The following is a 25805-nucleotide window of genomic DNA, read 5'->3' on the forward strand; positions in this document are numbered from 1 at the left end:
AACTATAAACTCGCAATATAAGTGACCTTTAAAATGCCGTCTATTTTTTCCAGCCGGTCGATAATCTCCCGCGGAATCGCCTGGTCGCTTTCAATAATCATCACCGCCTCCGTTCCTCTTTTGCCCCGGAACAGACGCATAGTGGCGATGTTAATGGCCCTCGCCGCCAGCGCCGACGTTACCTCGGCCACATAGCCGGGCAAATCCTTATTATAAACGATTAAAGTCGGATATTCAGCGGTACACTCGACCTCAGCTCCGTCAATCTTATTGATTACAATCCGGCTGCCGCCGACCGAAGCCCCCTGAACTTCAATCTTTCTGCCTCCGGTATCGGTCAGCTCCATTACTGCGGTATTGGGATGCGCACCCGGCAGCTCAATATTTTCAATCTGAAAAATGAGCCCCCGCTCCTGCGCTAATTCAAAGGATGCGGGAATTCTTTCGTCATCCTCCTTCATCCCCAAAATCCCGGCAATAATTGCCCGATCGGTGCCATGCCCTTTGCCGGTATCGGCAAACGAGCCATGCAGGTAAACTTTAGCCGTTACCGGCTCTCCCCCCAAAAGTTTGCGGGCAACATAGCCTAATTTCACCGCCCCGGCGGTATGTGAACTGGACGGGCCAATCATCACCGGCCCCAATATATCAAAAATATTCATATCTTCTCCTTTATATAACAGTAGTATTTAGGTTTCTCCGCTTTTCCATGTCCGGCAAAACCGTCTCTTTTAAAAACAAAACTATCAGCCGCTGAAAACAAATAAGATATCTTTCGAAGTGAACTTTTTATTTTGTTTTCCCGCTTAATTTAACATATTTTTCAGCGGATAGCAATAGCCCCGCACCCAAATTCATCATCCCAAAATCAAATAAGGCCGTTCCGGTAAGCCAGTCGGAATTCTCAAAAGGCGAAAGAACACGAAAATGAAAATATGGTCTTGACAATCCGCAAAAGATTAACTAAAATAAACTAGCCGCTTCGGAAAAAGTAAACGCTCCGGCGGAGGAAAGCAAAGGACGTGTTTTATGGTACCTCAGTTTATCGGTAAAAATCCCTATTATAAAAATATTTGGAATCTGGCCTGTGTTTTGCTGTGTGCATTTGTACAGGCTTTTGTGCTGGAAACCTTTCTGCTTCCGCCCCAGCTTTTATCGGCCGGCTTTACCGGTGTGGCCATTTTGCTGAACCGAATTTCACTGGAGTTTACCAGTTATCAGATTTCAACTTCTTTTTTTATTATCATACTCAATCTGCCGGTGGCTTTGATTTGCGCCAAAACGGTCGGTAAGAAGTTTACGCTTTATTCCTCGATTGAGTTTATTGCCGCCGCTGCTTTTTTAAAATGGTTTGACTTTTCGCCGATTTTCCAGGATACGGTTTTAAATATTATTTTCGGCGGCTTTATTAACGGACTTTCAATTGTAGTCGCCCTGTCCGGCAATGCGTCAACCGGCGGCACGGATTTTATTGCGCTCTATGTTTCCAATAAGACCGGCCGGGAAATCTGGCAGCATATTTTTGTTTTCAATATCCTTTTACTGATTGTGTTCGGCTACCTGTTCGGCTGGGAACACGCAGGTTATTCGATGCTCTATCAGTTTATTTCCACCAAAACAATTGAAAACTTTTACCAGCGCTATAAACGGGTAACCTTACAAATTACTACCCAAATCCCCGATAAAGTCATCCGTGAATATCTGGCGCATCACCGGCACGGCATCAGTGTTGTCAACGGATACGGCGGATACAGCGGCAAGCCGGTGTCCCTGGTTCATATCGTCTGCTCCAGTTATGAACTGGACGCTTCGATTAAAACCATTCGTCGGGCCGATCCCGGCGTGGTCATCAATGTCCTGCCGTCCATTAACTTTTTCGGTCGTTTTTACCGGCCGCCGCTGGAATAATGCTAAAAAACCGCCAAAGCCCGAAAGCTTTGACGGTTTCTTTTTTAGTCCTCTTTTCCGCCTGAACCGATATCTTTTCGAAAAAATACGGTGACATAGACAATCAGCCCAAAGCCCAAAACAGCAATCGCCGCTAAGAACAAGTTATATACCAAGATAAGATTCATCTGTCTGCGGAATTCCTGTTGATCCATACCGGCCACTAAATAAAAATCCGTATGCCCAATGTGCTTGGCCAGATACATTTTTTCCCTGCCCTGATAAGCAGCCTGAAACATTTCCATTTCGTTATTAAGTAGGTTCATGCCCAGTTCTTTGACTTCTCCCTGATTGATATTAAAAATTGTATCCGCCTGTTCAACACGGGAACTAAAGCTGTATTGCGGATGCACCAGAAATCTGCCGTCTTTATACAAGATAAAAGCATAGCCCATTTCGCCTAACTTTTCACCGTTCAGAAGCCGGCCCAACTGCAACAGACTGATGTCAATAGCCATAACTGCCTTTTCTTCGCCTTTTTGAATGAACTTCGACAGTGTTACTATCGGGCTGCCGGTATGAACATCGGCATATACCTCAGTGTAATTGATTTTGTCCGGATTTTTTTCCGCCTCAATATACCAGCTTCTTTCATATGACTTCCAATCGATATCCATAATCTTGCGGTGGGAGCCGCTTTGCTGCGTGCCGTCAGGATAACCGGCATAAATATCGACAATGCTGTATTCACTTTTTAAATAATCATACTGCTCGGTCAAATGCCTCAGCACTTTCTGATTTCCTAAATTGTTCTGGGCAAAGGTTGCTTCTCCCAGCAAAATGGCTTCCCGGGCTTTCAGAAAGCTTTCCACTTTTTCATATAAATCTTCAAACTTCGCCGTCATATTTTGATTGATTTGTTTTCGCAGCGCCTGCGTTGACTGCAAATAAGAAGCGCCGGCAAAAAAAAGAACCCCGATTAAAATCAAACCGGCTGCTATGAGAATTAATTTTTGTTTCAGTTTTAATTTTTTCAGCATCTATTTTCCTCACTGTCTCAATCGCTGTGTCTTTTTTTAATATCGGCCTGACCGTAAAAAAAATAAACCCCGGAATACAGTTAGGCAAACAAGGGCTTATCTTTTTTTGATAAAATCGTGTCAAAGTCAGCGCTTCGCTCTGCTGATGCCTAATAAAACCTGTTTGTCTGCTGTTTGTCTGCTTTTAACAAATCATTTTGACAGAACTTTTTTTGTCTGTTATAATAGTTGACATGGCAACTATTTTGTTTTTGACCACACCCAGCGAAACGGATGTAAAATCTAAGGTAAACCCGTATTTGACGGAAGTTGAACCGACTGGATGCTGGGGCTGAAAAAAGAGTGAGAGTTTATGAAATTATTTTCCGCACAAAAAAATCATGCCCTCTATCTGAACCGCCTGATCTCCATGATTTACCGGCATAACCGGATTTATATGGACGGCCAGCTGGAAGAACTGCATTTGCAGTCGGGGCAATACACCTATCTGCTTTATCTGTATCATCACGATGGCCAAAAACAGGACGATATCGTCAAAACACTGCGCATTGATAAAGCCGGCACGACCCGGGCACTGCGCAAACTGGAAAAAAGCGGTTATATTTTCCGCAAACCGGATGAAAAAGACCGGCGCGGCAATCTGGTTTATCTGACCGAAAAGGCTTGGCAAATCCAGCCGCTTTTACTTAAGTTTTATTCGAATTGGTTAAACTTGGCACTGGACGGATTAAGCGAGGAGGAGCTTGCCACCCTGTATCGATTATTAAATCGGGTGGCCATCAATGCGATTTCCATCAAGGAGGGAAAGGAACAAGAAAATGAACGAACGACAGATTGAGCTAAAAGAAGCACCGATTTTTCGGCTGCTGCTGAAATATTCCATTCCGGCAATTATCGGTATGCTGGTCAATGCCCTGTATAATGTAGTCGACCGGATATTTATCGGTAATATGGTAAAAGACCCGCTGGCGATGAGCGCGGTCGGCCTGACCTTTCCTTTTATGCTGGTCATTTTCGGTTTTTGTATGCTGATCGGCATCGGCGGCTCCAGCCGAATCTCCATTGCTCTGGGCGAAGGCGAGCATCAAAAAGCAGAAAATATTCTGGGCAATATGTTTACGCTGATTATTATTTTAATGCTGGGGCTGGTGCTGATCGGCAGCATCTTTAAAACGCCGATTCTCTATTTTCTGGGTGCCAGCGAAAGTACCATCGGCTATGCCGGCCAATATATTCAGATTATTTTGTTCGGCGCCGTCTTTCAAGGGCTGTCCTACTGCTTTAATACGGCGATGCGCTCGGAGGGAAACCCGAAAAAAGCGATGTATACCATGCTGATCGGTGCCGGGGCAAACATTATTTTAGATCCGATTTTTATCGGGCCGCTGGGCTTAGGCATTGCCGGTGCGGCCTGGGCAACGATTATTTCCCAGTTTATCTGCATGGTTTGGGTGCTGTCGCACTACTTTTCCAAAGACAGCGTCTTAAAGCTGCACAGCCGTTTTCTGGCGCTGCGGCTGGATTTAGTAAAAAGTATTGTGTCGATCGGAATTGCTCCCTGCATCATGCAAATTGCTTCCGGGGTTATCTCCGCCACCGCCAATAATGCGCTGCGCACCTACGGGGGCGACCTGGCGATTGGCGCAATGACGATTGTCAATTCGATTGCCGCCTTTATCCTGATGCCGATTTTCGGAATCAATCAGGGCGCACAGCCGATTATCGGTTTTAACTACGGTGCCAAGCAATATGCCCGCGCTAAAAGAACCTGGCAGTTAGCAGCTTTGGCGGCAACAGCGATTTGTATTTTCGGTTTTTTGGCAACACAGCTTTTTCCGGAGCTGCTGATCCGAACTTTTACGCCCAATCCTGAGCTGATTGCCTTAGGCAAGGGCGGCCTGCATAAGCTCCTGATGATGCTGCCGATCATCGGTCTGCAGGTGGTCAGCGCCAATTATTTTCAGGCCGTCGGCAAGGCCTATAAGGCAATGATATTAAGTATGCTGCGCCAAGTGATTATCCTGATCCCGCTGCTCTTTATTTTACCTAACTTCTGGCAGATCAACGGTGTCTGGTTTGCGTTTCCGATTGCCGATGCAGTGGCTTCGGTGATTACCGGCATTTTCATCTTTCAGGAAATGCGGCATTTAAACGAATTGGCTAATGATTAAAGTGTGCCTGTCCGAAACAAAAACAGTTCAAGCACATCTTCCTCAATGCGATACACAAGCAGCCCCTCCGGTTCGATATGGCACTTCCAAAATCCCTGGTATTCACCTGTTAAATTATGGTCGCAATATTTGCTTTTCAATTTTTGACCTGCTGCCAGTTTATTGACTACATCATGGAGATGCTTGATTTTGTACCCTCGCTTTTGCGCAAGTTTTAAATCTATTTTAAATTGGTAGGATGGTACAATTTCAAGCATCGGTCAATACCTCGTCCAATAATTCATCAAAAGAAGTGCAGCGTTTATAGGTATCGGGATTTTTCTTCATCTCCTCATACTCCTCCAGCGCCGCTCTTGTTTCCGCGTTTGGCATCCGGCGTTTTATCTCAAACGGTATCCCGTTATGACTAACGGCACTTTTCAGAAACATCGTAATCGCCGATAATATATTAAGGCCAAGGTCAGAAAATAACTCCTCCGCCGACTGTTTTAATTCTGTGTCTACACGAATATTGATATTAGTAGTCGCCATAAAATTTCTCCTTTTGATCGTGAACGACATTCTATACTTCCCTTTTAAAAAGCATATAACTCAAATTATCATAAGCTTATTCACTCAAAGTGAAAATTTTAATGTCGTTCCCTATCGTTAATGCTTTTATTACATGGCGTTTTGTAAACATTGTCAACACTGCGTAAAGATATATTCCCCTTTTTCCTAGGCTTGACTGAAATATTTCACTCACGCTTCGCCAAAATACACTTCGCCCTAAGCCTCTTTTTTCTGATAAGAGTACATCACCAGCCGGTTGTTAAATAGGTAAATCAATGGCGTGAACAGCTTATCAAAGCCTTTCAGCCATTTTTTAAATTCATCGGTAAAATTGATATACCCGATTTGCTTCAGCTTTGGGTTCAGCGCAACGATCTCCTGACCTTTGGTGACACCAAACAGATACTCGGACTTAGTCTTTTTAACGGCCCGGTTCATGCCGGCTCTTTTTACCAGGATTTTTGGCACGCAGTCTAAGTGCAGCTCAAACTGACTGAAATGATCAGTTAAAATATTTAAGAGCCGCCGCACGTCCGCTTCGGGTAAATACATGAGCATGCCTTCCGAAATGATCAACAGCTTCCGCCCGTCCGGCCTTACTTCCTCGGTCCAAGCCGGATCGAACGCGGACTTAGCGATGAACCTCACCCGCTCGTTTTCGGTAAAAAACTTGCGCCGGACCTCGATCACTTCCGGAAAGTCCACGTCGTACCAGTGGATCTGCCCGTTGTCCAACCGGTCAAAGCGGGTATCTAGGCCCGACCCAAGCGACACAATATAGCAGTCCGGATATTTTTGAATAAACTTCTTGATTTCTCTGTCCATGATTTTAGCTCTGGACAAAACGCCGATATAGTTTTTCATTTCCTTCTGAAAGTCGGAAAAATCATAATCAATCTGATCGGCGATCTCGGCTGATTTTTTATCTTTCAATACCGAATTAGCCGAGCGGTAGTCCCTCGCCCGAATGTCCAAGGTAATCAGCAGCGTTTCCATAACCCCTTCTAATTTTATTTTCATAACAGTTCCTTCCTGATAAAGTTTATTTCTCATAAAGTTCGCTTTTGCTAACTGTATAATTATATCACTTTTAGAAAATAAAGAACAGATATTTTTTTATGACCGCCTATACTCTGGCGCAGGTATTTGGCAATACCAAATCGCAGGTCTGACTGCAAACCGCCTGCCGGGAAGCGTTTGATTTTGATCTGATGCAAATCCGTATTTAAAAAGCTCTCGGCTTTTGATTCTGCCGAGAGCTTTTTTACTCCTGCGCTTTAATGCTATAATACATTTGTGGTACTTCCTTGCTGAATCGGCTCAAAAGAAAGCTTTAACTCACAATCCAGTGCATAGGCTATTCGTTTCAAAGTTCTAATCGAGGGATTCGCATTTCCATTTTCGATTTTACTGATATCGCTTTGTGCTATTCCGGTTATATCCGATAATTGCTTTTGTGTCATACTTTGCCTTTTTCTGCTGTTAAGCATTGCTTTCATAATCTGAAATTCAGCCTCAACGTTCTCCCATTCTTCTTTAAACTCTGGATTCTTCATTTGCTCCTGCAATGATTCTCTAAAATTTTTCCCCATTTTGACCACCTATCTTTCTAAATATTGCTTTCGATATTTTAAGGCGATATCAATTTCATTTTTCGGTGTCTTTTGCATCTTTTTAATAAAACCATTCGTCAAAATCACTTTTTTATTTTCAACAAAAAAATATAATACTCTGGCAGCATCGGTTCCTTGTTTGGCTCTTATCTCAAAAATACCGTCCAAAATTGATTTTGAATAAGGTTCCCGTAATTCGTTTCCCTTCAGTTCCAACAGTTCTAATAAGCGAAAAAGCTTTACCTGCATTTTTACATTTTGCGATAAAATAAATTCTTCAGCCGGAAATGTACCATCTTCTCTTTCAAAAAATTCTACAGTAAAATTTCCCATTTTCTCCTCTGTTTTATTATATCGGATATATCCTATATTGTCAACTTCTTACCACCCACCGAAACGCCAATACTCCCGCCAGATAGGCGGCGGTTAAAAGATAGGCCGCTGCGTCCGCCTTGCCGTATTTAAGCGGCTTAAACTTAGTCCGCCCCTGTCCGCCGCGGTAGCAGCGAGCCTCCATCGCCAGCGCCAAATCATCCGCCCGGCGAAAGGCTGACAAAAAGAGCGGCACTAAGAGCGGCAGCATCGCTTTGGCTTTTTTGATAATGCCCTTTTGCTCAAAGTTCGCTCCCCTAGCTAACTGCGCTTTCATGATTTTATCCGTTTCCTCCAGCAAAATAGGAATAAAGCGAAGGGCAATCGACATCATCATCGCAATTTCATGCGCCGGCACTTTTACCCGCTCCAGCGGCTTGAGCAGGCTTTCAATCGCATCGGTCAGGGCAATCGGCGGCGTGGTCAGGGTTAAAAAGGACGAACCCAAAATCAGCAGTACCAGCCGCAGCGCCATTGCCGCCGCCGATAACACACCCTCTTTGGTAATCCGAATAAAATGCCACTCCAATAAGACCTGCGTACCCGGCGTTTGAAACAGATTAAAAGCCACCGTAATCAAAATAATAATAAATACCGTTTTTAAACCCCGCAGAATAAAGCGCAGCGGCACTTTCGTCAGCCTTGTCACCCCCAAAAAAAGGAGCGCAACGACCAAATACAGACGAATATCGGCGCTGAAAAAAAGGGATAAAATAAAAGCAAAGCTGATGATCACCTTGGTACGCGGATCTAGGCGATGAACCACCGAATCTGCCGGATAATATTGTCCTATGGTAATATCTCGAATCATAATTCTTTTCTCCGAAGTTCTTCTTCAATCAGGGGCAGCGCTTCCTCCAAAGTAATTACGGCTGCCGGCAGGGTAAATCCCCTCTCCCTTAAATGATAGGCCAATTCCGTAATCTGGGGCACGGCTAACCCGATTGACAGTAAGGCATCTCTTTGGCTAAAAACCTCACGCGGTGTCCCGTCTAAGACAATGCGGCCGTCATTCATGGCAATCACCCGGTCAACATATTCAGCCACATCCTCCATGCTGTGCGACACCAAAAGAACGGTCGCACCGGTTTGCCGATGGAGCCCCCGAATCTGGCGCAAAATGCTGTCGCGCCCCTTGGGATCAAGTCCGGCTGTCGGCTCATCCAAAATCAGGATTTTCGGGCGCATGGCCAGCACACCGGCAATTGCCACCCGCCGTTTTTGGCCGCCGGATAACTCAAACGGCGATTTTTCCATATATTTTTCTTTTAAACCAACCAGCGCCGCCGCTTCCTTGACCCGGCGCTCGACTTCTTCCGGCGGCAGGCCTAAGTTTTTGGGGCCGAAGGCAATATCCTTAGCCACCGTCAGTTCAAACAGCTGATGCTCCGGGTACTGAAAAACCAGCCCTACCTCCCGGCACAGGGTATTTAAGTTGTTGCTCTGCCGGGAAATCTTGCGGCCGTCCACCTCAATCTCGCCGGATGTCGGCCGAATCAGGCCGTTTATATGCTGAATCAACGTGGATTTACCGCTGCCGGTATGACCGATAATCCCGGCGAACTCACCGTCTGCAATCTCTAAGTTAATATCCTTTAAGGCCGCTTTTTCAAATGGCGTACCGGCTGCATAAATATAATTTAATCCTTTGATTTTAATCGACATAATGCCTCCGCCATTTCTTCTATCGTCAGCTCCTGTCCGCTTAAGGGATAGCCGTCTTTTTTCAGCCGATAGGCCAACTCTGCCATTGGCGGCACATCCAGCCCCAGCTCTTTCATTTTCTCTACTTGCGAAAAAATTTGCCTGGGACTTCCCTCTAAGGCGATTTTGCCATGATCAATTACAAACACATGGTCAGCTTCAATCGCCTCTTCCATATAATGAGTGATTAAAATAATCGTGATACCCTCACGGTGCAGGCGTTTAATGGTTTTCATCACTTCCCGCCGGCCACTGGGGTCAAGCATGGCCGTCGGCTCATCTAAGACGATACAGCTTGGCCTCATCGCCAACACCCCGGCAATGGCGATTCTTTGCTTTTGCCCGCCGGACAGCTTATTGGGCGAGTGTTTGGCATAGCGCAGCATTTTGACCGCCGACAGTGACTCTTCCACCAAAGAGCCAATCTCCGCCGTCGGCACGCCTAAGTTTTCCGGTCCAAAAGCGGTATCCTCTTCAACGATACTGCCGATAATTTGATTGTCCGGATTTTGAAAGACCATGCCGACATTGCGGCGCAGCTCCCAAATTTGCTCGGTATCAACGGTATCTATGCGGCCAACTGTTATACTGCCTTCGGTCGGGAAAAGAAAAGCATTTAAATGTTTGGCAAAGGTGGACTTGCCGGAGCCATTATGCCCCAAAACCGCCACAAAGCTGCCTTTTTCAATGGTTAAACTGATATCGTCCAGCGCCCGGAAGACCTTTTTTTCCCCATTTTCCTCATTGTCCGGCTGCTGCATTATAAAATCATGACTGACATGCTCGGCTCGAATCATTTTTATCCTCTCTTTTCCTGTTTGCTCTAAAATGATGCCGCTATTAAAAGTATCTTAGCGCCTATGACACCAGCGTACTTCCGCTAACGCTTTGACAAGCTCTCCAGCGCATCCAGCATCAATATTCGCTTGCCAACGATAAAAAAGGGGTTAAGCCACCTTAACCCCTCTTTGTTCTTATACTAATTCCAAAATTACTACTTCCGCAGCGTCGCCTCTTCTTTCGCCCAGCTTAATCGCCCGGGTGTAGCCGCCCTTCCGGTCAACATATTTCGGCGCAATCTCAGCAAACAGCTTTTCTACCAAATCCGCCTGCTTGGTGTTAGCCCGCCGTTTGGAGTTTTCTGCCGGAACTTCCGTAACCGGATAAAGTACCTGAAGCATCTTTCTTCTGGCATTCATTCTAGACGGATTGTCCTTCTTCACTGTTTTTTGGATTTCTTCATATTGCGTGACCTTCTTGCCGTCAACAACTTCTTTTACCCGCTTTCCATCGGCCGTCTTCTTCGGAACTTTTTGAGTGACCGTAACTTCTGTAAAGTTGTCTTTTTCTTTTACGGCAAGCGTAATCAATTTTTCTGCAATTTTGCGAATTTCTTTCGCTTTGGTTTCAGTCGTCTTTATCTTACCATGATACAGCAGCGCTGTAACCTGATTTCTAAGCAGAGCCTTCCGCTGTGCGGATGTTCTGCCGAGCTTACGATACGCAGACATTCAAGTAACCTCCTTTATTTCCTATTCATTATTCGGTTTTAACGAAAGACCGAGTTCATTTAACTTGGCCAAAACCTCGTCTAACGACTTGCGGCCCAAGTTACGAACCTTCATCATTTCGTCCGGAGTCTTATTGATCAACTCCTCAACTGTATTGATATTGGCGCGTTTCAAGCAGTTATAGGAACGAACCGACAATTCCAGTTCGTCAATGCTCATCTCCAGCGCCTTTTCCTTGTCATTCTCTTCTTTTTCGATCATGACTTCCGCATTTTTCGCATTTTCCGACAGATCAATAAACAAGTTCAAATGCTCATTCAGCACCTTAGCCGCCAGCGAAACCGCTTCATCCGGTGCAATCGTACCGTTTGTCCAGACCTCCAGCGTCAGCTTGTCAAAGTCTGTAATCTCACCGACCCGGGTATTTTCAACAATCAGGTTTACTCTCTTGACCGGAGTGAAAATCGAATCCACCGGAATCATACCAATCGGCTGTTCCTCCATCTTATTTTTTTCGGCCGGAACATAGCCGCGCGAACGCGCCATGGTCAGTTCCATGAACAGCTTCGAATCACTTCCGCCGTCAAGCGTAGCAATCACCTGGTCAGGATTGACGATTTCAATATCGGCATCTGTCTTGATATCGGCGGCGGTTACCGTACCCTCGCCTTCAAATTCAATATATGCAACCTTTGCTTCAGAGGAGTTGGTATTTCCTTTAATCGCAAGTTTTTTGATATTTAAGATCACTTCCGTAACGTCCTCTTTGACGTTCGGAATCGTCGAAAACTCATGTAAAACACCATCAATTTTGATACTGGTTACCGCGTAACCGGGCAGGGAAGAAAGCATAATCCGACGCAGAGAGTTTCCCAGCGTCGTACCGTAGCCTCTTTCTAAGGGTTCGATTACAAACCGGCCGTAGCAATTATCTTCTGATATTTCCTGAATATCTATTTTCGGTTTTTCAAACTCAAACATTATTAAAGACCCTCCTTTGATCTTGTATCATAAGGATTGATGGTTATACTCTTCTTCTCTTCGGCGGGCGGCAGCCGTTATGCGGTACCGGCGTTACGTCCTTAATGCTCGTTACTTCCAGGCCCGCTGATTGAAGCGCCCGAATGGCTGCTTCCCGACCCGAACCCGGTCCCTTAACCATGACCTCAACTGTCTTTAATCCATGCACAAGAGCGGCTTTGGCTGCCGTTTCCGCTGCCATCTGAGCGGCATAGGGCGTCGATTTCTTGGAACCGCGGAAACCCAATCCGCCGCTGCTGGCCCAGCTTAAAGCATTGCCTTCTGCATCGGTCAATGTCACGATTGTATTGTTAAAGCTTGACTGAATATGAGCTTGTCCGCGTTCAATATGCTTTTTAACGCGCTTCTTAGCGACTCTTTTTACAACATTTTTCTTAGCCACGAATCTCAAACCTCCTTCTTATTATTTCTTCTTATTGGCGACTGTTCTTCTCGGACCTTTTCTCGTTCTTGCGTTCGTCTTGGTCTTTTGACCTCTGACCGGCAGACCCTTACGATGACGAATTCCACGGTAGCAGCCAATTTCCATCAGTCTTTTAATGTTTAAGGCCACATCTCTTCTCAAATCGCCTTCTACAACCATTTGCGAATCGATGATATCTCTGATTTTGGCTACTTCACTGTCAGTCAGGTCTTTTACGCGAGTGTCCGGATTGATGCCTGCTTCTTTTAAGATTTTGTTTGAGCTCGGGCGTCCGATGCCATAAATGTATGTTAATCCGATTTCTATTCTTTTTTCTCTTGGTAAATCAACACCAGCAATACGTGCCATCCGTTTTTTACACCTCCAAATGATATCATTAGTAATTTTTGCTTCTTTCATCGGCGGACAAAGCCGCCGGCAATGTATTCTCAAACAGCGGCTCCAAGCTCCGCCGGCAGATACGGCCGACAGGCTGAGACCCGTGCTAATATCCTCCGGATAATAGGAAAGCGGTGAAATTAATACTATCCCTAAGATATTAACCGGCTACGATTCCCCGCCGGCGGTAGCAACTCCCTGCCCCCTGCAGCGAAAAGCGCGGATTTCCGCAATCGCCCTCTCAATACATCCTCTAAATTATTATTATATCTTACTTTCCTTAAAAAAGCAAGAAAATTGTTTAAAGTTCAGGCAGGCGGCTATGTAAGCTTGCCTGAACTTCTCTGCCTCAAATCTGTTAGCCTTGTTTTTGCTTATGCTTTTTATTTTCGCAAATAATCATAACCTTGCCTTTGCGTTTAATAATTTTGCATTTTTCGCAAATAGGTTTTACCGAAGATCTTACTTTCATTCCAGTAGCTCCTTTCTTAACCGCGATTCGGAAAACTCCGCTTCGCTGCTGATTTCTTAGCTTTGCCGCATGGATAAGGCGGCTGGTATTATTTATCTCTCCAAATAATTCTTCCTTTGGACAAGTCGTAAGGCGACATTTCAATCGTAACCGTATCTCCGGGAAGAATACGAATATAATTCATTCTTAATTTTCCGCTGATATGCGCTAAAATGATATGTCCGTTTTCCAGCTTGACTTGGAACATGGCATTCGGCAGCTTTTCCACTACCTGCCCTTCCACTTCAATCACATCTTTTTTTGACATTCCTATTCCTCCTTCTCCAGCAACGCGGCAATTTCCTTTTGAATGTCGGCATTGCTTAATTTTCCGTACGACCCGATTTCTTCCGCCACATTGCGGCTCAGCCAATGGGTGGGCTGAATATGCTTGATTTTTTTCTTTTTGGGCTGGTCAATCCGTCTGGACTTGCCGTTGACCAGATAGACATATTCCCCGGCGACTTGCACCGCCAAAAAATACTCGCCCTTATCCCGGCCGGCCTTGGAAATAACCAACTGCCCTACTTTGATATCCTGCATACTTTACCTCACAGCGTCAACAGCTCATACCCGTCCTCGGTAATCGCCAATGTATTTTCATAATGCGCGGAAATGGAATGATCCAAAGTCACGATTGTCCAATCATCCTTTAAGATTCTGACCTCCGGACGACCGATATTCACCATCGGCTCAATCGCCACCACCATCCCGGCCTGAAGCCTTGGCCCCCGGCCCTCGCCTCTGGGCCGATAGTTTGGAATCTGCGGTTCTTCGTGCAGCTCCCTGCCGACTCCGTGCCCGACCAAATCTCTGACCACGGAAAAACCATTGGCTTCGACATATTCCTGAATCGCACCGGAAATCTGATACAAGTGATTACCGGGCTTTACCATTTCCATCCCTTTAAAAAAGCTGGCTTTGGTTACTTCCACCAATTTTTTAATTTCAGCGGAAGCATTGCCCATAATATGAGTCCGGGCGGCGTCGCCATGATAACCGTTCTTATACGCGCCGATATCTAAACTGACAACATCGCCTTCCTTTAAAAACCGCTTTTTGCTGGGAATGCCATGCACAACTTCATCATTGATTGAAACGCAGATACTGGCCGGATATCCCTCATAATTTAAGAACGAAGGTATCGCCCCTGCCTTGCGGATGAATTCCTCACCCAGCTTATCAATGTCATAAGTTGACATGCCGATTGCCAATTGGCTTTCCAAATACAAATGCGTTTCCGCTACGATCTTGCCTGCTTCGCGCAGGTACTGAATCTCTTGCGGTGTTTTTATATGAATTGCCATAATTATCTTCCTAACTGTTTTTGAATCTCCGCTAAAATCTCTGTAACTTCCTTGGTTCCGTCCACTTCGCGCAAAACCTCATTTTTCCTGTAATAAGCAATCAGCGGCTCGGTTTGTTCATGATAGACAGCCAGACGTTTTAAGACCGTTTCCGGCTCATCGTCCTTACGCAGTGCAAGCGTACCGCTGCATTTATCACAAACCCCTTCTGCTTTCGGCTTCAGATATTCGGTATGATACGATGCCCCGCATTCGGCACAAAAGCGCCGACCGCTCATCCGGTCAACAATGACCGCATCCGGTACGTCGATATTAACTGCATATTCAATCTTCCTGCCCTTTTCCTGCAACATCCGGTCAAGACTTTCCGCCTGCGGAATGGTTCTGGGAAAACCGTCAAAAATAAAACCGGCTTTCGCATCCTCTTCTTCCAAACGATCCGCTACCAACTGAATAACCAGTTCATCCGGCACCAGCGCACCGGCGTCAATAAAGCTTTTGGCTTTCTTGCCCAGTTCTGTTTCCCGGCTGATGTTGCTGCGCAGGATATCGCCGGTGGAAATATGGGGAATTCCGTATTTCTCCGCCATTCTCTTGGCCTGCGTACCCTTGCCTGCTCCCGGAGCGCCTAACATAACGATATTCATAACTGCCTCCCTTTTTCTTTGCTTATTGCTGGTACAGTTCTGCTCTTGTCGTTTAAACTCCTGCCGCAAACGGCCATACTGTTTGCGACAGAAGCCCTATCGGCTTAGACGTTTAAAAAGCCTTTATAATGTCTGGTAATCAACAGAGATTCGATTTGATTGATGGTTTCTAACGCCACACCGACTACAATGATCAGCGAAGTTCCGCCGAAATTAATCTGAGCCTGCGTTGTCCAGCGCAAAATGATTGGCAAAATAGAAATTAAGCCTAAAATCACGCCGCCGATAAAGACCATCCGGTTTAAAATCGTCGTTAAATATTCCATCGTCGGCTTGCCCGGACGAATACCGGGAATAAAACCGCCGTTCTTCTTCATATTGTCCGCCACTTCATAGGGATTGAAAATAATCGCCGTATAAAAGTAAGCAAATGCCACCGTCAGAATGAAGTACAGCAGCGTTCCGAAAGGATTGGTGTAATAATTCAAAAAGTTCAGGACGGTAGCCAGCACACCGGTCGGCTGTGCGGTGAAAAAGCCGGCCAAAACCTGCGGAAAACCTAATAAAGAGGAAGCAAAGATGACCGGGATAACACCCGCCATATTTACTTTCAAAGGAATATAGGTCGACTGTCCGCCATATACCTTTCTGCCCTGCATTCTTTTGGCATACTGCACCGAAATCCGTCTTTCCCCTAACTGAATCAGGACGATCACCACAATCATTGCCAAAAAGCCAACTAAGATAGCTATGATTGACAAATATCTGCCTTCCTTGAACAGATTGGTAATCATCTGTACACCGCTCGGCAGCCCCGACAGAATATTGATTGCAATAATCAGGGAAATACCGTTGCCAACGCCCTTTTCATTCATCCGTTCGCCCAGCCACATCAAAAAGGCCGTACCGGCAACCATGGCCGATACCGATACCAACGCACTGAAAAAGTTCCATTGAATAAACATTCTCTGTGCATTTAAGGTCAGCGTAATCGCAATTGCCTGAATCAGTGCCAGCACCATCGTTACATAACGGGTGATGGTAGCAATCTTTTTCCGGCCATCCTCGCCTTCCTTCTGCATTTCTTCCAGAACAGGAATGGCAATCGTCAACAGATTCATGATAATGGATGAGTTAATGTATGGGATAATACCCAGTGCAAACAAGGTCATGTTCCGAAAAGCACCGCCCGAGAAAGCATCCAGCATACTCAAAAGACCTTCGTTGCTGGCGAAAACGCCCTGCAGTGCCGCCGTGTTAATCCCGGGGATCGGTACATTCGCGCCCAGCCGGATCACAACAAACATCAAGAGTGTATAAATGATCCGCTTTCTGACGTCCTCTACCTTGAATGCTGTTTTCAGTGTATTTAGCACCTAGATCACCTCAGTCTTTCCTCCGGCAGCTTCGATTTTTTCTACGGCAGTCTTACTAAACGCATTTACTTTGACCGTTAATTGCTTGTTGATTTCTCCATTGCCCAAAATCTTGACGCCATCTCTCGGATTTTTAACAATCCCGGCTTCCAGCAAGGCATTAATGTCTACTACCGCTCCGTTTTCAAAACGGTCTAAAACATCAACGTTGATGCCGACAATCTCTTTGCTGTTGCGATTGACAAAGCCGCGCTTGGGCAGTCTTCTGATCAAAGGCATTTGTCCGCCTTCAAAGCCCGGCCGAACACCGCCGCCGCTTCTGGCGTTTTGTCCCTTATTGCCGCGTCCGGAAGTCTTACCCTTGCCCGAACTTTCTCCGCGACCCTTGCGGATCGTCTTTTTTGTTGCGCCCTGTGCAGGATTTAACTCTGATAAGTTCACAGCTTGCACCTCCTTCTCTATCAATTAGCTTCTACAGCTTCTACTTTTACTAAATGTTGAATTTGATGGATCATGCCCCGAATCGAACCGTTATCCTCCTGAACAACGGTCTTATGCATCTTATTTAAACCCAGCGCCTTAGCGGTTGCCCGATGCTTCGGAATCGCACCGATGGTCGATTTTACTAAAGTAATTTTAATTTTTGCCATCATAAGCCTCCTATCCTAATATCTCGCTGACCGGTTTGCCGCGCAGACGGCTGACTTCTTCCGGAGTCTTTAAGTTTCTTAAAGCCTCAATCGTTGCGGAAACCACATTAGTCTTATTCTTGGAGCCCATCGATTTGGTCCGGATATTCCGAATCCCGGCTAATTCCAGGACTGCCCGGGCCGAACCGCCGGCGATAACGCCGGTACCTTCCGGAGCTCTCATTAAAAGGACGGACGCACTGCCGAACTTGCCTGTCCAGTTATGCGGAATGGAACTGTTTTCATCAATCGGTACATTGATTAATTTTTTCTTTGCATCCTGTGCGCCTTTGCGGATTGCTTCCGGAATTTCGGTGGACTTACCGATGCCGTATCCGACATGGCCGTTACCGTCGCCGACTACCACCAGTGCAGCAAAGCGGAAGTTCCGGCCGCCTTTTACTACTTTGGTTACACGGCGAATGGCAACCACTCTTTCCTGAAGATCTAAAGCGCTGGCATCTATCATTTGATTTCTCATCTTTGCCTCCTTAGAAATTTAAGCCTGCTTCACGAGCGGCCTCTGCTAATGCTTTGATTTTACCGTGGTACTTATAGCCGCCTCTGTCAAATACGACTGTGTCGATTCCTTTGGCTTTGGCTTTTTCGGCAATCGCCTTGCCTACGGCTTTGGCAGCTTCTACGTCATTGGTCTTATCAAGGCCCTCCGTCCGGGAGGAGGCGGCAGCTAATGTATGCGCTTTGACGTCGTCAATGATCTGCGTGTAAATATGATTATTGCTGCGATACACTGAAAGCCGCGGCCGTTCTGCCGTGCCACTCAGTGTTTGACGGAGCTTTTTATGTTTTTTAATCCGGTTCTTCACCTTGGAAATTTTATTTATCATCTTGATTCACTCCTTTACCTATTTAGCAGTTTTTCCTTCTTTACGGCGGATAACTTCGCCAACATACTTAATACCCTTGCCCTTATACGGCTCCGGCATTCTCTTAAATCTGATCTCCGCTGCATATTGGCCGACCTTTTCCTTGTCGATGCCGCGCACGGTAATGATATTATTCTCAACAGTCGACTCGATGCCTTCCGGATCTGTCATCTCAATCGGATGAGAATAACCGAGAGCTAAATCAAGCTGTTTTCCTTTTTTGCTGGCCTTGTAACCAACGCCATTGATCTCCAATTTCTTTTCATAGCCTGCCGTTACGCCGACGACCATGTTATTGATCAGCGTTCTAGTTAAGCCGTGCAAAGACTTCATTTTCTTCAAATCGTTCGGCCGGACAACTTTAATCTCCGCACCGTCAATCTCAATCTTCATTTCTACGGGAAGCTGTCTTTGCAGCTGACCTTTCGGGCCTTTAACGGTCAACAGATTGTGTTCCTTCAGATCAACCGTAACTCCTGCCGGAACGGTAATCGGCATTCTTCCTATTCTTGACATTTCGTCTTTCCTCCTTTGGTTTCATTGGGACAGCGGAACCTATCCGCTATCATTTCGCCTTTGATTTATTATTACCAAACAAATGCTAACACTTCGCCGCCAACATTTTGCTTGCGGGCTTCTTTATCGGTGATAACGCCTTTGTTGGTCGAGATAATAGCAATCCCCAGTCCTCCCAGTACGCGCGGCAGTTGATCCTTATTGGCATAAACTCGCAGGCCGGGTTTGGAAATCTTCTTCAAACCGGAAATTACTTTTTCATTTTTATTGACACCATATTTCAAAGCGATTTGGATTTCCGGGAACTTTCCGTCCTCCAGCACCTCATAGCTCTTAATATACCCTTCTTTTTCCAGAATATCGGCAATCGCCAACTTCATTTTGGACGAAGGAACCTTTACATAATCATGCTTTGCAGTATTCGCATTGCGGATTCTTGTCAGCATATCCGCGATCGGATCGGTCATAGTCATAGTTTATTCCTCCTCTCTTTCTTACCAGCTGGCTTTCTTAACGCCCGGGATTTGACCCTTGTAGGCCAATTCTCTGAAACATACTCTGCAAATTCCGAACTTCTTTAATACGGAATGAGGTCTTCCGCAGATTCGGCAGCGGGTATACCCTTGTGTAGAAAATCTGGGTTCGCGCTGCTGCTTAACGATCATTGATTTTTTAGCCATAGCTTCCTCCTACTTTCTAAACGGCATTCCGAATTGCGCCAGCAATTCACGGCCTTCTTCATCACTGTGAGCAGTCGTTACGATAATAACGTCCATGCCGCGCACCTTATCCACCTTATCGTACTGAATCTCCGGAAAAATAATCTGTTCCTTGATTCCCAGCGCATAGTTGCCGCGTCCGTCAAAAGAATCCGGATTTACGCCGCGAAAGTCTCTAACCCGAGGTAAGGCGATCGAGATTAAACGGTCTAAGAAATCATACATCTTGTCGCCGCGCAGAGTAACTTTGCAGCCGATGTTCATGCCTTCTCTTAATTTAAAAGCCGCGATTGATTTTTTTGCTTTGGTGATAAGGGGCTTTTGACCGGTGATCAAACCCAATTCCTCAGCTGCGTTTTCCAGCGCCTTGGCGTTTTCTCTGGCATCACTGACGCCCATGTTGATCACGATCTTTTCAATCTTCGGCACCTGCATCACGCTTTTATAATTAAACTTTTTCTTTAATTCACTAACAATCTGTTCCTGGTATTTTACCTTAAAACGACTCAATGCTCTTACCTCCTCTTTTCGTCAATCACATCGCCGGTTGACTTGGCGACACGATACCGAACGTTCTTCATCTTGCCGTCCACTTCTTCCTGAACCACTTTAATTCCGAGTCTTGTCGGCTTGCCATTATGCAGGTACATAACATTGGATACATCAATAAAGGCTTCCTGATGAACGATCCCGCCCTGACGGTTGGCTGCGCTTGGCTTGGTATGCTTGGTCGCTTTGGCGATGCCTTCTACCAGCACTCTGCGGTTTTTGTGGTCAACCTTCAGCACTTTGCCCTCTTTACCCAAATCTTTGCCGGCAATTACTCTGACCTTATCGTTAACTTTTATCTTCATTTTCATGCTTACGTCCTCCTAAAGAACTTCCGGAGCAAGAGACAAAATCTTCATGTAATTTTTCTCTCTCAGCTCTCTGGCAACCGGTCCAAAAATACGGGTGCCCTTCGGCGTTCCGTCTTCTCTCAGAATAACCGCTGCGTTTTGATCAAAGCGGATATAAGAACCGTTGCTTCTTCTGGTTTGGTTGGTAGTGCGCACTACGACCGCCTTGACTACGTCGCCTTTTTTTACAACGCCGCCTGGTGTTGCGCTTTTAACAGTCGCAATGATAACATCTCCGATCCTTGCGTATCTTCTGGTGGATCCGCCCATGACGCGAATGCAAAGTAGTTCTTTGGCGCCGGTATTGTCTGCCACCTTTAATCTTGATTCCTGTTGAATCATTTTCCGTACCTCCTATTTCGCATCTATTTTGCTTTTTCGATAATTTCTACTAATCTCCAGTGCTTATCCTTAGACAGCGGTCTGGTTTCCATGACGCGCACCCGGTCGCCGATTTTGCATTCGTTGTTTTCATCATGCGCCTTTAATTTCTTCGTCTGCTTTACAACCTTGCCGTACAGCGGATGCTTTACGTTGGTTTCGACTTTTACGGTAATGGTTTTATCCATTTTATCACTCGAAACGATACCGACCCGAGTTTTTCTCATATTTCTTTCTTCTGCCATGATCTATTCCTCCTTCGGCTATGCTTTCTTGCTTTGAGCGGTCAGAACGGTTTGGATCCGGGCAATGTTCCTGCGCACCTCTTTAATCCGACCGGTGTTGCTTAACTGATTGGTCGCATTTTGAAATCTGAGGTTAAACAATTCTTTTTTCGCGCTCACAAGGTCTTCGTTTAATTCCGCTGCGGACTTATTTAATAATTCTTCCATATATTTAGATGATTTCATTCTACTCACCGCCTTCTAAATCAGCTTTCGACACTACCTTGCACTTGATCGGCAACTTATGTGTCGCAAGTCTCAACGCTTCTTTGGCAACCGTTTCGCTGACGCCGCCGATCTCGAACATGACGCGATCCGGCCGAACTACTGCCACATAATACTCTACCGCACCTTTACCTTTACCCATACGAGTTTCAGCGGGAGTTGCCGTAATAGGCTTATCCGGGAAAATCTTAATCCATAACTTACCGCCACGACGCATGTGACGGGTAGCAGCCACACGGGCAGCTTCGATCTGATTTGCCTTGATCCAGCCCGGCTCTAATGCAATGATTCCATATTCACCATAATTGATTTTATTTCCGCGTGTTGCTCTTCCGCGCATTTTCATGCGGAATTGCTTACGATATTTTGTTCTCTTCGGCATTAACATTTATTTTTCGCTCCCTTCGCTTGACGCTTTTACTTTTTCAGGAAGTATTTCGCCCTTATAAATCCAAACCTTGACACCAATTTTGCCATAAGTCGTATTGGCTTCTGCAAAGCCGTAATCAATGTCTGCTCTTAATGTCTGCAGCGGGATCGTCCCTTCCGAATAGCTTTCGCCACGGGCAATTTCCGCACCGCCAAGCCGTCCGGAACAGGTTACTTTGATTCCCTTAGCGCCGGATTTCATCGTTCTGCCGATGACCTGCTTCATTGCCCGGCGGAAGGAAATACGGCTCTCAAGCTGTGCCGCTACGTTTTCAGCGGTCAAAGTCGCATTTAATTCCGGTCTTTTGATCTCAACTACGTTAATCATGACCTGCGAATCGGTTTTCTTTTCCAAATCGCTCTTTAATTTTTCAATGGATTCACCGCCCTTGCCGATGATAATACCCGGCTTAGCTGTGTGTATATTAAAACGAACTCTCTTTGACGCTCTTTCAATTTCAATATTGGAAATACCGGCGCTGAACAGCCGCTGTTTTAAGTATTCTCTCAGCTTATGATCTTCTACCAGATAGTCGGCATATTCCTTTTCAGCATACCACTTGGAATCCCAGTCTTTGATAATGCCGATCCGTAAGCCATGAGGATTTACTTTCTGACCCATGCTTAACCTCCTTATTTGTCTTTCAACTCATTCAATACAATCGTAATGTGACTTGTTTTCTTTTCAATCCGAAATGCTCTGCCCTGTGCTCTGGGACGAATTCTCTTCATGATCGGTCCCTGATTGGCATAGGCTTCTTCAATGTACAGACGGCCTGCATCCATACCATTGTTATTTTCTGCATTGGCAACTGCCGACCGCAGGAGCTTGCCGATCACTTCCGCACCGTATCTGGAATTATATGCCAGAATACCGAGAGCCTGTCCGACTTTCTTGCCGCGAATTGCCTTTAACACAAAATTAGCTTTTGTCGGAGAAACACGAGCGAACGAAACTTTAGCCCTGGGTCTTGTATCCTTGACATTGTTTCTTTCCTTTTTTATCTGACTTCTATGTCCTTTAGCCATTGAAACGATCCTCCTTCGCTATTTCTTTCCTTTTCTTTCTGATTTGACATGACCTTTATAGGTTCTGGTTAAGGAGAATTCTCCCAATTTGTGTCCAACCATATCTTCACTGATATAGACCGGAATGTGCTTGCGGCCGTCGTAAACCGCAATCGTCAGGCCTACCATCTCCGGGAAGATGGTGGAACGTCTGGACCAGGTTTTAATTACTTGCTTATTTCCGCTGGCCTTTGCCTCTTCGACTTTCTTCAATAAATGATCATCGGCAAAAGGTCCTTTTTTTAACGAACGTGCCATCTGTTTAAACCTCCTTGTGCCTAATTGTTCTTACTGCGTGCGCGAACAATATATTTCGTGGAATTCTTTTTCTTCTTTCTCGTCTTAAGACCAAGCGCCGGCTTACCCCAAGGAGTTTTCGGATTCTTAAGACCGATCGGAGTGGTACCTTCACCACCGCCGTGCGGGTGATCATTCGGGTTCATAACCGAACCGCGGACGGTCGGGCGAATACCCATGTGTCTCTTGCGGCCGGCTTTACCGACGTTAACCAATTCATGCTCGGTATTGCCTACTTGACCGATGGTTGCCCGACACAAAATCGGCAGCATTCTCATTTCACCGGAGGGCAGACGCAGAGTTGCGTACTTGCCTTCTTTGGCCATCAGCTGTGCAACCATACCGGCCGAGCGCACTAATTGTCCGCCCTTGCCCGGCTTCATTTCCACGTTGTGGATGTTGGCACCCACCGGAATGTTGGCCATCGGTAAGGTGTTTCCGACTTTTACTTCGGCATTTTCGCCGCTCATCAGCACATCGCCGACCTTTAAGCCGACCGGTGCCAAGATATATCTCTTTTCGCCGTCCTGATAGTTAAGCAAAGCAATGAATGCAGTCCGGTTCGGATCGTACTCAATTGCCGCTACCTTTGCCGGCATATTATCCTTATTTCTCTTAAAGTCAATAATTCTGTATTTGATCTTGTGTCCGCCGCCGCGGTGTCTGACCGTGATTTTACCTTGATTGTTTCTTCCAGAATTTTTCTTCAAGCTGATAACCAGCGACTTCTCCGGCTTTTTCTTGGTCAGCCCTTCATAAGACGCTACGGTCATATGTCTTCTGGAAGGAGTATATGGACGATATGATTTCATATTAATGCTCCTTTCGTTTACATGCCGTCAAAGAATTCGATGTCTTTGCTGTCTGCCGTTAAGCTGACGATTGCTTTTTTGGTCTTAGCCGTTCTGCCCTTCGTCGCGCCGCGTCTCTTTTCTTTGCCGTCGTAATTCATGGTGTTGACTTTTTCTACCTTTGTTCCGGGGAACATCTTTTCAACCGCTTCTTTGATTTGGATTTTATTTGCTTCCGGATGAACAAAGAAAGTATATTTCTTTTCCGACATCATTTCCATTGATTTTTCGGTTACTACCGGGCGGAGCAACACATCATAGTATTGAACGTTTGCCATTACGCATACACCTCCTCAAGAGCCTTAACTGCGTCTTTGGTAATAACGCATTTTTCGTATTTCAGCAAATCATAAATATTGATATTATTTACCGGAATCGTTCTGGTATCGGGAATGTTTCTGGCCGACAGAACCACATTGTTGTCTACACCGCTCAGCACAACCAGACCCTTGGTTACTTCCAGCGCCTTCAGCACCGCTACCATGTTCTTGGTCTTAATCTCGCCGAATTCCAACTTATCCAGCACAATCAGATTTCCGTTTCTTACTTTTTCCGATAACGCTACTTTCAGCGCCAATCTTCTTTCCTTTTTATTCAAACGCTTGGAGTAGTCACGCGGTTTCGGCGCAAATACCACGCCACCGCCGGTCCACTGCGGAGCACGAATCGAACCCTGTCTGGCCCGACCGGTTCCCTTTTGCCGCCACGGTTTGATACCGCCGCCTCGTACTTCTCCTCTGGTCAAAGCTGACTGTGTGCCCTGACGATGATTGGCAAGCTGAGTAACTACCGCCCGGTAAACGACATGATCGTTTGCTTCCAGGCCAAAAATGCTATCATTTAACTCGATTTCCTCGACTTGTTTGCCCTGCATATTTAATACTGCTATTTTCGCCATTTTAGTTCCTCCTTCCCACTAAGCCTTCTTGACGGCACTTCTTACCGTCACGACTGTTTTCTTTGCTCCGGGAACTGCACCTTTGATCAATAATAAATTATTTTCTGCGTCCACCCGAACAACTTCAAGGTTCTGCACCGTAATCTGTACCGCGCCCATATGTCCCGGCAGCTTTTTGCCTTTAAATACTTTGCCCGGGAAGGATGCATTACCCATCGAACCGGCATAGCGATGATATTTGGAGCCGTGGGCCATCGGTCCGCGGTGCTGGCCGTGACGCTTGATTGCGCCTTGATAGCCCTTACCTTTGGAACGTCCGGTTACGTCAACATAGTCGCCGGCAGCAAAGCTCTCCGCCGTAACCATCTGGCCGATCTGATAATTTTCAGCGTCCGCCAACCGAAATTCCTTTAAAAACTTCTGCGCCGGTACATTGGCCTTTTCAAAATGTCCCTTGGCCGGTTTGGTCACATTTTTGGTCTTTTCTTCAAAGCCCAACTGAACCGCACTGTATCCGTCGTTTTCTACAGTCTTGACCTGCACTACCGGGCAAGGTCCCGCCTGAAGCACCGTAACCGGAACTACGGTTCCGTCTTCGGTAAAAATCTGCGTCATACCGATTTTTCTGGCAATGATTGCTTTTTTCATATTTTTCCTCCTGTTTTTCTACAGCGGAACGGAAAGTCTATCCGTTCATACTAGACAAAGGATTCTCCCAAAGTCTATTTTGTGATCCGCTTATTTTGCATTAACTTTGATATCTACGCCAGCCGGGAGCTCTAACTTCATCAAAGCGTCCACGGTCTTAGCCGTCGGCATTAAAATATCGATCAAACGCTTGTGCGTTCTTCTCTCGAACTGCTCTCTGGAGTCCTTGTACTTATGCACCGCCCGCAGGATCGTAACCACTTCCTTTTTGGTCGGCAGCGGAATCGGGCCGCTCACCTTTGCTCCCGTTTTCTTCGCTGTCTCAATGATTTTGACTGCTGACTGATCAATAAGCTCATGATCGTATGCCTTTAAACTGATTCTGATTTTTTCCTTAGCCATAAAAAAAGCCGCCTCCTTTTCGTACTGTTTTGCTTGGTACGACAAGTGGTGACTGTACATCCTGCCGAGTGTTTCTTC

At 45.9% G+C, this 25805-nt stretch carries 44 protein-coding genes; 3 read left to right on the forward strand and 41 right to left on the reverse strand.

Annotation, left to right across the window (positions count from 1 at the left end):
* Positions 1 to 2: 2 nt before the first annotated feature.
* Positions 3 to 662 (reverse strand): L-serine ammonia-lyase, iron-sulfur-dependent, subunit beta, encoded by a 660-nt coding sequence (sdaAB, locus tag C3V36_12580; GenBank protein AVM70002.1) that lies wholly within the window; start codon positions 660 to 662, stop codon positions 3 to 5.
* Between the two features lie 367 nt (positions 663 to 1029).
* Here sdaAB and C3V36_12585 point away from each other — a divergent pair, with 367 nt between their 5' ends.
* Complete coding sequence (locus C3V36_12585) at positions 1030 to 1908, forward strand: hypothetical protein (protein ID AVM70003.1); 879 nt, start codon at positions 1030 to 1032, stop codon at positions 1906 to 1908.
* A gap of 44 nt (positions 1909 to 1952) precedes the next feature.
* Here the strand turns inward: C3V36_12585 and C3V36_12590 are convergent, their stop codons facing one another.
* Positions 1953 to 2927 (reverse strand): hypothetical protein, encoded by a 975-nt coding sequence (locus C3V36_12590; protein ID AVM70004.1) that lies wholly within the window; start codon positions 2925 to 2927, stop codon positions 1953 to 1955.
* Between the two features lie 352 nt (positions 2928 to 3279).
* On the opposite strand from C3V36_12590, the gene C3V36_12595 reads away from it, so the two are divergent.
* Together C3V36_12595 and C3V36_12600 are read left to right on the forward strand one after the other, a co-directional pair.
* Positions 3280 to 3765 carry a hypothetical protein gene (locus C3V36_12595; GenBank protein AVM70005.1) on the forward strand — a complete coding sequence of 162 codons (486 nt, stop codon included), beginning with the start codon at positions 3280 to 3282 and terminating at the stop codon, positions 3763 to 3765.
* A complete protein-coding gene (locus C3V36_12600; protein AVM70006.1) occupies positions 3746 to 5098 on the forward strand; it encodes an MATE family efflux transporter in 1353 nt (450 codons plus the stop codon). The genes C3V36_12595 and C3V36_12600 overlap by 20 nt, the downstream gene beginning before the upstream one ends.
* Here C3V36_12600 and C3V36_12605 read toward each other — a convergent pair.
* The 39 genes from C3V36_12605 to C3V36_12795 form a co-directional block, all read right to left on the reverse strand.
* Positions 5095 to 5355 carry a type II toxin-antitoxin system mRNA interferase toxin, RelE/StbE family gene (locus C3V36_12605; GenBank protein ID AVM70007.1) on the reverse strand — a complete coding sequence of 87 codons (261 nt, stop codon included), beginning with the start codon at positions 5353 to 5355 and terminating at the stop codon, positions 5095 to 5097. The two genes, C3V36_12600 and C3V36_12605, sit on opposite strands and share 4 nt — an antisense overlap.
* Positions 5348 to 5629, reverse strand: coding sequence for a type II toxin-antitoxin system antitoxin, RelB/DinJ family (locus C3V36_12610; protein AVM70008.1), 282 nt, complete (start codon positions 5627 to 5629; stop codon positions 5348 to 5350). The genes C3V36_12605 and C3V36_12610 overlap by 8 nt, the downstream gene beginning before the upstream one ends.
* Positions 5630 to 5866: 237 nt before the next feature.
* On the reverse strand, positions 5867 to 6670 hold the full coding sequence (locus C3V36_12615) for a methyltransferase (GenBank protein AVM70009.1): 804 nt from the start codon (positions 6668 to 6670) through the stop codon (positions 5867 to 5869).
* A gap of 263 nt (positions 6671 to 6933) precedes the next feature.
* Positions 6934 to 7242 (reverse strand): transcriptional regulator, encoded by a 309-nt coding sequence (locus C3V36_12620; GenBank protein ID AVM70010.1) that lies wholly within the window; start codon positions 7240 to 7242, stop codon positions 6934 to 6936.
* A 9-nt stretch (positions 7243 to 7251) separates the two neighbouring features.
* On the reverse strand, positions 7252 to 7596 hold the full coding sequence (locus C3V36_12625; GenBank protein AVM70011.1) for a type II toxin-antitoxin system RelE/ParE family toxin: 345 nt from the start codon (positions 7594 to 7596) through the stop codon (positions 7252 to 7254).
* 40 nt (positions 7597 to 7636) lie between these two features.
* Positions 7637 to 8446, reverse strand: coding sequence for a transporter (locus C3V36_12630; GenBank protein AVM70012.1), 810 nt, complete (start codon positions 8444 to 8446; stop codon positions 7637 to 7639).
* Positions 8443 to 9300, reverse strand: a complete 858-nt coding sequence (locus tag C3V36_12635) for an energy-coupling factor transporter ATPase (GenBank protein ID AVM70013.1) — start codon at positions 9298 to 9300, stop codon at positions 8443 to 8445. Before C3V36_12635 ends, C3V36_12630 begins: the two co-directional genes overlap by 4 nt.
* Entirely contained in the window at positions 9276 to 10142 is an 867-nt protein-coding gene (locus C3V36_12640) for an energy-coupling factor transporter ATPase (protein ID AVM70014.1), read from the reverse strand. Before C3V36_12640 ends, C3V36_12635 begins: the two co-directional genes overlap by 25 nt.
* Positions 10143 to 10313: 171 nt before the next feature.
* Positions 10314 to 10850 carry a 50S ribosomal protein L17 gene (locus C3V36_12645; protein ID AVM70015.1) on the reverse strand — a complete coding sequence of 179 codons (537 nt, stop codon included), beginning with the start codon at positions 10848 to 10850 and terminating at the stop codon, positions 10314 to 10316.
* A 21-nt stretch (positions 10851 to 10871) separates the two neighbouring features.
* Positions 10872 to 11831 carry a DNA-directed RNA polymerase subunit alpha gene (locus tag C3V36_12650; protein AVM70016.1) on the reverse strand — a complete coding sequence of 320 codons (960 nt, stop codon included), beginning with the start codon at positions 11829 to 11831 and terminating at the stop codon, positions 10872 to 10874.
* A gap of 43 nt (positions 11832 to 11874) precedes the next feature.
* Positions 11875 to 12273: a 30S ribosomal protein S11 gene (locus C3V36_12655; GenBank protein ID AVM70017.1), complete on the reverse strand. Its 399-nt coding sequence runs from the start codon at positions 12271 to 12273 to the stop codon at positions 11875 to 11877.
* Positions 12274 to 12294: 21 nt separating this feature from the next.
* On the reverse strand, positions 12295 to 12663 hold the full coding sequence (locus C3V36_12660; protein ID AVM70554.1) for a 30S ribosomal protein S13: 369 nt from the start codon (positions 12661 to 12663) through the stop codon (positions 12295 to 12297).
* A 388-nt stretch (positions 12664 to 13051) separates the two neighbouring features.
* Complete coding sequence (locus tag C3V36_12665; GenBank protein AVM70018.1) at positions 13052 to 13165, reverse strand: 50S ribosomal protein L36; 114 nt, start codon at positions 13163 to 13165, stop codon at positions 13052 to 13054.
* A gap of 88 nt (positions 13166 to 13253) precedes the next feature.
* Positions 13254 to 13472: a translation initiation factor IF-1 gene (locus C3V36_12670; protein AVM70019.1), complete on the reverse strand. Its 219-nt coding sequence runs from the start codon at positions 13470 to 13472 to the stop codon at positions 13254 to 13256.
* Positions 13473 to 13474: 2 nt separating this feature from the next.
* Complete coding sequence (locus C3V36_12675) at positions 13475 to 13747, reverse strand: RNA-binding protein (GenBank protein AVM70020.1); 273 nt, start codon at positions 13745 to 13747, stop codon at positions 13475 to 13477.
* Between the two features lie 8 nt (positions 13748 to 13755).
* Entirely contained in the window at positions 13756 to 14511 is a 756-nt protein-coding gene (gene map, locus C3V36_12680; protein ID AVM70021.1) for a type I methionyl aminopeptidase, read from the reverse strand.
* A 2-nt stretch (positions 14512 to 14513) separates the two neighbouring features.
* Positions 14514 to 15158: an adenylate kinase gene (locus C3V36_12685; protein AVM70022.1), complete on the reverse strand. Its 645-nt coding sequence runs from the start codon at positions 15156 to 15158 to the stop codon at positions 14514 to 14516.
* 104 nt (positions 15159 to 15262) lie between these two features.
* Complete coding sequence (locus C3V36_12690) at positions 15263 to 16534, reverse strand: preprotein translocase subunit SecY (GenBank protein AVM70023.1); 1272 nt, start codon at positions 16532 to 16534, stop codon at positions 15263 to 15265.
* The gene (locus C3V36_12695; protein AVM70024.1) at positions 16535 to 16975 is read right to left on the reverse strand and encodes a 50S ribosomal protein L15; all 441 of its coding nucleotides are present in this window, start codon (positions 16973 to 16975) and stop codon (positions 16535 to 16537) included.
* 20 nt (positions 16976 to 16995) lie between these two features.
* Positions 16996 to 17187: a 50S ribosomal protein L30 gene (locus C3V36_12700; protein ID AVM70025.1), complete on the reverse strand. Its 192-nt coding sequence runs from the start codon at positions 17185 to 17187 to the stop codon at positions 16996 to 16998.
* A gap of 7 nt (positions 17188 to 17194) precedes the next feature.
* Positions 17195 to 17704 carry a 30S ribosomal protein S5 gene (locus tag C3V36_12705; protein ID AVM70026.1) on the reverse strand — a complete coding sequence of 170 codons (510 nt, stop codon included), beginning with the start codon at positions 17702 to 17704 and terminating at the stop codon, positions 17195 to 17197.
* A gap of 10 nt (positions 17705 to 17714) precedes the next feature.
* Positions 17715 to 18071: a 50S ribosomal protein L18 gene (locus tag C3V36_12710; GenBank protein ID AVM70027.1), complete on the reverse strand. Its 357-nt coding sequence runs from the start codon at positions 18069 to 18071 to the stop codon at positions 17715 to 17717.
* A gap of 18 nt (positions 18072 to 18089) precedes the next feature.
* Positions 18090 to 18626: a 50S ribosomal protein L6 gene (locus tag C3V36_12715; protein ID AVM70028.1), complete on the reverse strand. Its 537-nt coding sequence runs from the start codon at positions 18624 to 18626 to the stop codon at positions 18090 to 18092.
* A gap of 71 nt (positions 18627 to 18697) precedes the next feature.
* Positions 18698 to 19099: a 30S ribosomal protein S8 gene (locus C3V36_12720; protein AVM70029.1), complete on the reverse strand. Its 402-nt coding sequence runs from the start codon at positions 19097 to 19099 to the stop codon at positions 18698 to 18700.
* 21 nt (positions 19100 to 19120) lie between these two features.
* The gene (locus C3V36_12725; GenBank protein ID AVM70030.1) at positions 19121 to 19306 is read right to left on the reverse strand and encodes a type Z 30S ribosomal protein S14; all 186 of its coding nucleotides are present in this window, start codon (positions 19304 to 19306) and stop codon (positions 19121 to 19123) included.
* Between the two features lie 9 nt (positions 19307 to 19315).
* Positions 19316 to 19855 (reverse strand): 50S ribosomal protein L5, encoded by a 540-nt coding sequence (locus C3V36_12730; protein AVM70031.1) that lies wholly within the window; start codon positions 19853 to 19855, stop codon positions 19316 to 19318.
* 5 nt (positions 19856 to 19860) lie between these two features.
* Positions 19861 to 20199, reverse strand: a complete 339-nt coding sequence (locus C3V36_12735) for a 50S ribosomal protein L24 (protein AVM70555.1) — start codon at positions 20197 to 20199, stop codon at positions 19861 to 19863.
* An 18-nt stretch (positions 20200 to 20217) separates the two neighbouring features.
* Complete coding sequence (locus C3V36_12740; protein ID AVM70032.1) at positions 20218 to 20586, reverse strand: 50S ribosomal protein L14; 369 nt, start codon at positions 20584 to 20586, stop codon at positions 20218 to 20220.
* A 23-nt stretch (positions 20587 to 20609) separates the two neighbouring features.
* Positions 20610 to 20870: a 30S ribosomal protein S17 gene (locus tag C3V36_12745; protein AVM70033.1), complete on the reverse strand. Its 261-nt coding sequence runs from the start codon at positions 20868 to 20870 to the stop codon at positions 20610 to 20612.
* A gap of 18 nt (positions 20871 to 20888) precedes the next feature.
* On the reverse strand, positions 20889 to 21095 hold the full coding sequence (locus C3V36_12750) for a 50S ribosomal protein L29 (protein ID AVM70034.1): 207 nt from the start codon (positions 21093 to 21095) through the stop codon (positions 20889 to 20891).
* Between the two features lies 1 nt (position 21096).
* On the reverse strand, positions 21097 to 21522 hold the full coding sequence (locus tag C3V36_12755; protein AVM70035.1) for a 50S ribosomal protein L16: 426 nt from the start codon (positions 21520 to 21522) through the stop codon (positions 21097 to 21099).
* Entirely contained in the window at positions 21523 to 22185 is a 663-nt protein-coding gene (locus tag C3V36_12760) for a 30S ribosomal protein S3 (GenBank protein ID AVM70036.1), read from the reverse strand.
* Positions 22186 to 22196: 11 nt separating this feature from the next.
* Positions 22197 to 22592: a 50S ribosomal protein L22 gene (locus C3V36_12765; protein ID AVM70037.1), complete on the reverse strand. Its 396-nt coding sequence runs from the start codon at positions 22590 to 22592 to the stop codon at positions 22197 to 22199.
* A gap of 18 nt (positions 22593 to 22610) precedes the next feature.
* Positions 22611 to 22889: a 30S ribosomal protein S19 gene (locus C3V36_12770; GenBank protein AVM70038.1), complete on the reverse strand. Its 279-nt coding sequence runs from the start codon at positions 22887 to 22889 to the stop codon at positions 22611 to 22613.
* 20 nt (positions 22890 to 22909) lie between these two features.
* On the reverse strand, positions 22910 to 23746 hold the full coding sequence (locus C3V36_12775; protein AVM70039.1) for a 50S ribosomal protein L2: 837 nt from the start codon (positions 23744 to 23746) through the stop codon (positions 22910 to 22912).
* A gap of 11 nt (positions 23747 to 23757) precedes the next feature.
* Positions 23758 to 24057, reverse strand: a complete 300-nt coding sequence (locus C3V36_12780) for a 50S ribosomal protein L23 (GenBank protein ID AVM70040.1) — start codon at positions 24055 to 24057, stop codon at positions 23758 to 23760.
* Complete coding sequence (locus C3V36_12785) at positions 24057 to 24677, reverse strand: 50S ribosomal protein L4 (GenBank protein ID AVM70041.1); 621 nt, start codon at positions 24675 to 24677, stop codon at positions 24057 to 24059. Before C3V36_12785 ends, C3V36_12780 begins: the two co-directional genes overlap by 1 nt.
* Positions 24678 to 24695: 18 nt before the next feature.
* On the reverse strand, positions 24696 to 25325 hold the full coding sequence (locus C3V36_12790) for a 50S ribosomal protein L3 (GenBank protein AVM70042.1): 630 nt from the start codon (positions 25323 to 25325) through the stop codon (positions 24696 to 24698).
* Positions 25326 to 25415: 90 nt separating this feature from the next.
* Positions 25416 to 25727: a 30S ribosomal protein S10 gene (locus C3V36_12795; protein ID AVM70043.1), complete on the reverse strand. Its 312-nt coding sequence runs from the start codon at positions 25725 to 25727 to the stop codon at positions 25416 to 25418.
* Between the last annotated feature and the right edge of the window lie 78 nt (positions 25728 to 25805).

The organism is Lachnospiraceae bacterium oral taxon 500 (assembly GCA_002999035.1).
In the GTDB taxonomy this organism is placed as follows: Bacteria; Bacillota; Clostridia; order Lachnospirales; family Vallitaleaceae; genus W11650.

Bases quoted from the DNA above. Each gene is read 5' to 3' on its own strand.
- C3V36_12600 (AVM70006.1), top strand. From the start codon at position 3,746: ATGAACGAACGACAGATTGAGCTAAAAGAAGCACCGATTTTTCGGCTG.
- C3V36_12765 (AVM70037.1), bottom strand. From the start codon at position 22,592: ATGGCTAAAGGACATAGAAGTCAGATAAAAAAGGAAAGAAACAATGTC.
- C3V36_12630 (AVM70012.1), bottom strand. From the start codon at position 8,446: ATGATTCGAGATATTACCATAGGACAATATTATCCGGCAGATTCGGTG.
- C3V36_12755 (AVM70035.1), bottom strand. From the start codon at position 21,522: ATGTTAATGCCGAAGAGAACAAAATATCGTAAGCAATTCCGCATGAAA.
- C3V36_12595 (AVM70005.1), top strand. From the start codon at position 3,280: ATGAAATTATTTTCCGCACAAAAAAATCATGCCCTCTATCTGAACCGC.
- C3V36_12610 (AVM70008.1), bottom strand. From the start codon at position 5,629: ATGGCGACTACTAATATCAATATTCGTGTAGACACAGAATTAAAACAG.
- C3V36_12705 (AVM70026.1), bottom strand. From the start codon at position 17,704: ATGAGAAATCAAATGATAGATGCCAGCGCTTTAGATCTTCAGGAAAGA.
- C3V36_12650 (AVM70016.1), bottom strand. From the start codon at position 11,831: ATGTTTGAGTTTGAAAAACCGAAAATAGATATTCAGGAAATATCAGAA.
- C3V36_12785 (AVM70041.1), bottom strand. From the start codon at position 24,677: ATGGCGAAAATAGCAGTATTAAATATGCAGGGCAAACAAGTCGAGGAA.
- C3V36_12760 (AVM70036.1), bottom strand. From the start codon at position 22,185: ATGGGTCAGAAAGTAAATCCTCATGGCTTACGGATCGGCATTATCAAA.
- C3V36_12675 (AVM70020.1), bottom strand. From the start codon at position 13,747: ATGCAGGATATCAAAGTAGGGCAGTTGGTTATTTCCAAGGCCGGCCGG.
- map (AVM70021.1), bottom strand. From the start codon at position 14,511: ATGGCAATTCATATAAAAACACCGCAAGAGATTCAGTACCTGCGCGAA.
- sdaAB (AVM70002.1), bottom strand. From the start codon at position 662: ATGAATATTTTTGATATATTGGGGCCGGTGATGATTGGCCCGTCCAGT.
- C3V36_12795 (AVM70043.1), bottom strand. From the start codon at position 25,727: ATGGCTAAGGAAAAAATCAGAATCAGTTTAAAGGCATACGATCATGAG.
- C3V36_12725 (AVM70030.1), bottom strand. From the start codon at position 19,306: ATGGCTAAAAAATCAATGATCGTTAAGCAGCAGCGCGAACCCAGATTT.
- C3V36_12585 (AVM70003.1), top strand. From the start codon at position 1,030: ATGGTACCTCAGTTTATCGGTAAAAATCCCTATTATAAAAATATTTGG.
- C3V36_12620 (AVM70010.1), bottom strand. From the start codon at position 7,242: ATGGGGAAAAATTTTAGAGAATCATTGCAGGAGCAAATGAAGAATCCA.
- C3V36_12635 (AVM70013.1), bottom strand. From the start codon at position 9,300: ATGTCGATTAAAATCAAAGGATTAAATTATATTTATGCAGCCGGTACG.
- C3V36_12615 (AVM70009.1), bottom strand. From the start codon at position 6,670: ATGAAAATAAAATTAGAAGGGGTTATGGAAACGCTGCTGATTACCTTG.
- C3V36_12665 (AVM70018.1), bottom strand. From the start codon at position 13,165: ATGAAAGTAAGATCTTCGGTAAAACCTATTTGCGAAAAATGCAAAATT.
- C3V36_12685 (AVM70022.1), bottom strand. From the start codon at position 15,158: ATGAATATCGTTATGTTAGGCGCTCCGGGAGCAGGCAAGGGTACGCAG.
- C3V36_12605 (AVM70007.1), bottom strand. From the start codon at position 5,355: ATGCTTGAAATTGTACCATCCTACCAATTTAAAATAGATTTAAAACTT.
- C3V36_12700 (AVM70025.1), bottom strand. From the start codon at position 17,187: ATGATGGCAAAAATTAAAATTACTTTAGTAAAATCGACCATCGGTGCG.
- C3V36_12735 (AVM70555.1), bottom strand. From the start codon at position 20,199: ATGAAGATAAAAGTTAACGATAAGGTCAGAGTAATTGCCGGCAAAGAT.
- C3V36_12670 (AVM70019.1), bottom strand. From the start codon at position 13,472: ATGTCAAAAAAAGATGTGATTGAAGTGGAAGGGCAGGTAGTGGAAAAG.
- C3V36_12590 (AVM70004.1), bottom strand. From the start codon at position 2,927: ATGCTGAAAAAATTAAAACTGAAACAAAAATTAATTCTCATAGCAGCC.
- C3V36_12770 (AVM70038.1), bottom strand. From the start codon at position 22,889: ATGGCACGTTCGTTAAAAAAAGGACCTTTTGCCGATGATCATTTATTG.
- C3V36_12715 (AVM70028.1), bottom strand. From the start codon at position 18,626: ATGTCAAGAATAGGAAGAATGCCGATTACCGTTCCGGCAGGAGTTACG.
- C3V36_12745 (AVM70033.1), bottom strand. From the start codon at position 20,870: ATGGCAGAAGAAAGAAATATGAGAAAAACTCGGGTCGGTATCGTTTCG.
- C3V36_12645 (AVM70015.1), bottom strand. From the start codon at position 10,850: ATGTCTGCGTATCGTAAGCTCGGCAGAACATCCGCACAGCGGAAGGCT.
- C3V36_12710 (AVM70027.1), bottom strand. From the start codon at position 18,071: ATGATAAATAAAATTTCCAAGGTGAAGAACCGGATTAAAAAACATAAA.
- C3V36_12660 (AVM70554.1), bottom strand. From the start codon at position 12,663: ATGGCACGTATTGCTGGTGTTGATTTACCAAGAGAAAAAAGAATAGAA.
- C3V36_12625 (AVM70011.1), bottom strand. From the start codon at position 7,596: ATGGGAAATTTTACTGTAGAATTTTTTGAAAGAGAAGATGGTACATTT.
- C3V36_12720 (AVM70029.1), bottom strand. From the start codon at position 19,099: ATGACTATGACCGATCCGATCGCGGATATGCTGACAAGAATCCGCAAT.
- C3V36_12740 (AVM70032.1), bottom strand. From the start codon at position 20,586: ATGATTCAACAGGAATCAAGATTAAAGGTGGCAGACAATACCGGCGCC.
- C3V36_12790 (AVM70042.1), bottom strand. From the start codon at position 25,325: ATGAAAAAAGCAATCATTGCCAGAAAAATCGGTATGACGCAGATTTTT.
- C3V36_12750 (AVM70034.1), bottom strand. From the start codon at position 21,095: ATGAAATCATCTAAATATATGGAAGAATTATTAAATAAGTCCGCAGCG.
- C3V36_12780 (AVM70040.1), bottom strand. From the start codon at position 24,057: ATGGCAAACGTTCAATACTATGATGTGTTGCTCCGCCCGGTAGTAACC.